Consider the following 3,625-nt stretch of genomic DNA (forward strand, 5'->3'; position numbering starts at 1 on the left):
TGTTCTTGGCAACGCGAACGGACCCACCTACGTCACGCATCTTTGCGCGCAGGTCCTGCATCTGTGCAACCGTCATGCCCGCGTAGTGGGCAACCACTACGACGCCAGAGCTTTCGAAGATCTGGCCGAGTTCATCGACCACTTTCTCTTTCTGGGCTCTATCCACAGTTTCACTCCAAGGTTGGGGGTTTCCCCCCGGCTCATATTTGCCCCGGAAATCCGGGGCGTTCGGGTCCGTGATAAGGTCCGCGACCAAGATCGCCACGAGGGCGACAATCCTTCGTTCCCCATCTCAGGCAGGATCATTAAGGCGTTTGCGCGCCACCCACCGTCTTGGACAGAACCGGGCGTTTTCAGCCCGGCAGTTTTCCTTTGCCGAAGCATCGGAAAGTCATGGGTGCGGCGCCTGCTTTCGCACGCACCGCACCAATCAGTTTGCCGTCGCCGACGAGATGTCGACCGACACGCCCGGCCCCATCGTCGAGCTGAGCGACACCTTCTTCAGGTACGCGCCCTTAGCGCCGGCGGGACGAGCTTTGCTGACCGCATCGACAAACGCGCGGATATTCTCTGCCAGCTTGTCTTCGGTAAAGCTCACCTTGCCGATGCCGGCATGGATCACGCCGGCTTTTTCGACCTTGAACTGCACTTCGCCGCCCTTGGCTGCTTCGACGGCCGTCTTCACGTCCATCGTCACGGTACCAACCTTCGGGTTCGGCATCAGGTTGCGGGGGCCAAGGATTTTGCCCAGACGACCAACCAGCGGCATCATGTCCGGCGTCGCGATGCAACGGTCGAACTCAATCTTGCCGGCCTGGATGGTCTCCATCAGGTCTTCTGCCCCGACGATATCGGCGCCTGCTGCTTTGGCCTCATCAGCCTTTGCACCACGGGCGAACACCGCGACGCGCACGGTCTTGCCAGTGCCGTTCGGCAATTGCACCACGCCACGGACCATCTGGTCCGCATGACGCGGGTCAACACCAAGGTTCATCGCAATTTCCAGCGTCTCGTCGAACTTGGCCGAGGCCGCGCCCTTGATCAGCTTCACCGCGTCTTCGACGGTGATGTTCATTTTGCCAGCGAAGGCTTCTTCCGCTTTGGCGGCGCGTTTTCCAAGCTTTGCCATGATCTTAGCCCTTCACTTCGATGCCGCAGGACCGTGCCGAACCGAGGATGATCTGCATCGCAGCTTCCACCGAGTTCGCGTTCAGGTCCTTCATCTTCGTCTCGGCGATCTTGCGCAGCTGCGCGGCCGAGATCGAGCCCGCCACCGCATGGCCCGGCTTGACCGAACCTTTGGCGCGGCTGCGCTTGCCGACTGGCGGCAGACCGGCGGCCTGCTTGATCAGGAACGAGGCCGGAGCCGTCTTCAGCTCAAGGCTGAACGACTTGTCCTGGTAATAGGTGATGATCACCGGGGTCGGTGTTCCTGCCGGAATCTCGGCGGTCTTCGCGTTGAATTCCTTCACGAAGGCCATGATGTTCAACCCGCGCTGACCCAGCGCCGGGCCGACTGGCGGGGATGGGTTGGCCTGCTGGGCCTTCACTTGCAGCTTCAGGCTGCCGATAATCTTCTTGGCCATCTGGCCTTCTCCTTTGTCACTGCACCCCAGAGGTGCGGTTTAGTGGTTCGGTCTGTCACCTGCTTGCGCTGGCGCTCGCCTCCCACGTGGCACTCAGTTCCCTTTCGAGACCTGCGTGAATTCCAGTTCCACCGGGGTTGCCCGGCCGAAGATCGACACGGTGACCTTCAGGCGGTTGTGCGCCTCGTCCACATCTTCGACCATGCCGGAGAAGCCTTCGAACGGGCCATCGGTCACTTGCACGGTTTCCCCGATGTCGAAACGGATCAGGTTGCGCGGGGCTTCCAGACCTTCTTCGACGCGGTTCAGGATCGCGTTCACTTCAGAATCTCGCATCGGCATCGGTTTGCCTTGCGGACCAAGGAACCCCGTTACCCGGTTGATCGAAGAAATCAGATGGTAGCCCCGGTTCGACATTTCCATATGGACCAGCACATAACCCGGCATGAAGCGGCGCTCCGAGGTCACCTTCTTGCCACGGCGCATCTCGATCACTTCTTCGGTGGGCACCAGCACCTCACCGATCTCTTCTTCAAGACCGGCATCGGCGACGGCGGTCTTGATCTGCTCGGCGATCTTCTTCTCGAAGTTCGAGAGGACGCTCACCGAATACCAGCGCTTCGCCATCGTCATAATCTTCCTTGCTGTCGGGGCCGCTGCTCGGGGCCCGCTTTCCTTGTTCCCGGAACAAAAAACAGCGCGCACCTCGAATCGATGCGCGCCGGTGTCCCTTTGGTTACGGCGGACTTATCCGCTGCCCACCGTTATTTCAAGAGGCTTCCACCGAGGGCGCGGTTTTCAGGTGCCGATGATCGCCTTCAGGCCGGTGCGGATCCCGAGATCGACCAGGCTGAAGAAAACCGAGGTCAGGGCGGCCATGATGAAAACCATGATCGTGGTCAGCATCACCTCGCGGCGGGTGGGCCAGGAGACCTTGGCAACCTCGGCGCGGACTTGGCTGATGAACTGGAGGGGGTTCGTGGTGGCCATGGGATGGGTTCCGGCGATAGGGGTTTCGGGGGAGATACGGCGGATAGGGCGGGAATTCAAGGGAAACGGGCGGGACGGGCCGCAAAAGGCCGTGTCCACGCGTGGACAAAAGTGCGGGGCAAACGATTTCAACGGGTTAGGAATTCGGATTCAGACTTTGTTAAGACTTCGCCCTGCCCCGTCGTTGTTTCGGCGCGGCCAGAAGGGGGGCCACCATCGCCTCATAAAGGGCAAAGAGATGCTCCACCCGTTCCCGATCAGACGCGAAACCGGCGGGGCGGTAGAACCGGTCCACGGCGCGGTCGAGCGCGGTATGGGCAGCCCGCAGGTTCGGCGGCATCAGGTCGGGGTCGTAGAGGGTTGCAAGGGTGGCACCGGGATGGGCGGCACGGGCGTCGAGGACGGCTTGCGCGAGCAGGTCGAGTTTGGAGAGGTCTTTGGCGGGCGGGAGGGGGAAGGTGTTGTAGACGGACGGGGAATAGCTGTAATCGCTCTTCAGGCGTCCCGCGACCGTGCGCATCCATGCCATGTGCATCCGGGAGGTCAGGATGGCGAAATCGGCGATCGTGCCGCCCGGCATGATCATCAGCTTGTTCGAGGCGATGACTTCGGGGCCAAGCAGGGCGATGGGGATGTAGTCGCGTGTTTCGGATGAAACCTCCGGGATGGCGATGTAGGGGACCTGCGGCTGGCGATCCTGGGTGAACAGGGTGGGATAGTCGGCATACTGCTGCACCGACAGAGTCGGGCTTTGCAGACGACCCGACTTGACCCGCCGGAGGCGGTCCCGGATTTCCGGGAAATCATAGTCCTTGGGGCTGGCATCCTTGAGCCAAAGGCAAAAGCGCCATTCGCCCGAAATGAGTTCGTCGCCGCCGACATAGGGGCGGATCACGGGATTAAGCGTAGGGTGCATCTGGACAAGCTTGTTTCGGTCGGATGCGTCCATAATCAGGTTGGAGAAGGACTCGTAGCCGCCACCTTGGCGCTTGAGACGTGCACCATCGGCTGGCTTGCTACCCTGAATGATCCGCTTTTGTCCGTCCTGC

At 61.1% G+C, this 3,625-nt stretch carries 6 protein-coding genes; all 6 read right to left on the bottom strand.

Annotated elements, in window-relative coordinates:
• Positions 1 to 241: 50S ribosomal protein L10 (rplJ, locus tag RMO18_RS10715; RefSeq protein ID WP_405054048.1), on the bottom strand; the 241-nt coding region annotated here is incomplete at its 3' end.
• 189 nt (positions 242 to 430) lie between these two features.
• Positions 431 to 1,129, bottom strand: coding sequence for a 50S ribosomal protein L1 (gene rplA / locus RMO18_RS10720; RefSeq protein WP_309665835.1), 699 nt, complete (start codon positions 1,127 to 1,129; stop codon positions 431 to 433).
• Between the two features lie 4 nt (positions 1,130 to 1,133).
• Entirely contained in the window at positions 1,134 to 1,586 is a 453-nt protein-coding gene (gene rplK, locus RMO18_RS10725; RefSeq protein WP_309665837.1) for a 50S ribosomal protein L11, read from the bottom strand.
• A 93-nt stretch (positions 1,587 to 1,679) separates the two neighbouring features.
• Positions 1,680 to 2,213, bottom strand: coding sequence for a transcription termination/antitermination protein NusG (gene nusG, locus RMO18_RS10730; protein WP_309665839.1), 534 nt, complete (start codon positions 2,211 to 2,213; stop codon positions 1,680 to 1,682).
• A 171-nt stretch (positions 2,214 to 2,384) separates the two neighbouring features.
• Positions 2,385 to 2,576, bottom strand: coding sequence for a preprotein translocase subunit SecE (gene secE / locus RMO18_RS10735; protein WP_309665840.1), 192 nt, complete (start codon positions 2,574 to 2,576; stop codon positions 2,385 to 2,387).
• A gap of 160 nt (positions 2,577 to 2,736) precedes the next feature.
• A partial coding sequence (locus RMO18_RS10740; protein ID WP_405054047.1) for a type IIL restriction-modification enzyme MmeI occupies positions 2,737 to 3,625 on the bottom strand: 889 nt, incomplete at its 5' end.

The organism is Tabrizicola sp., from assembly GCF_031377265.1.
GTDB lineage: Bacteria > Pseudomonadota > Alphaproteobacteria > Rhodobacterales > Rhodobacteraceae > JAUYQR01.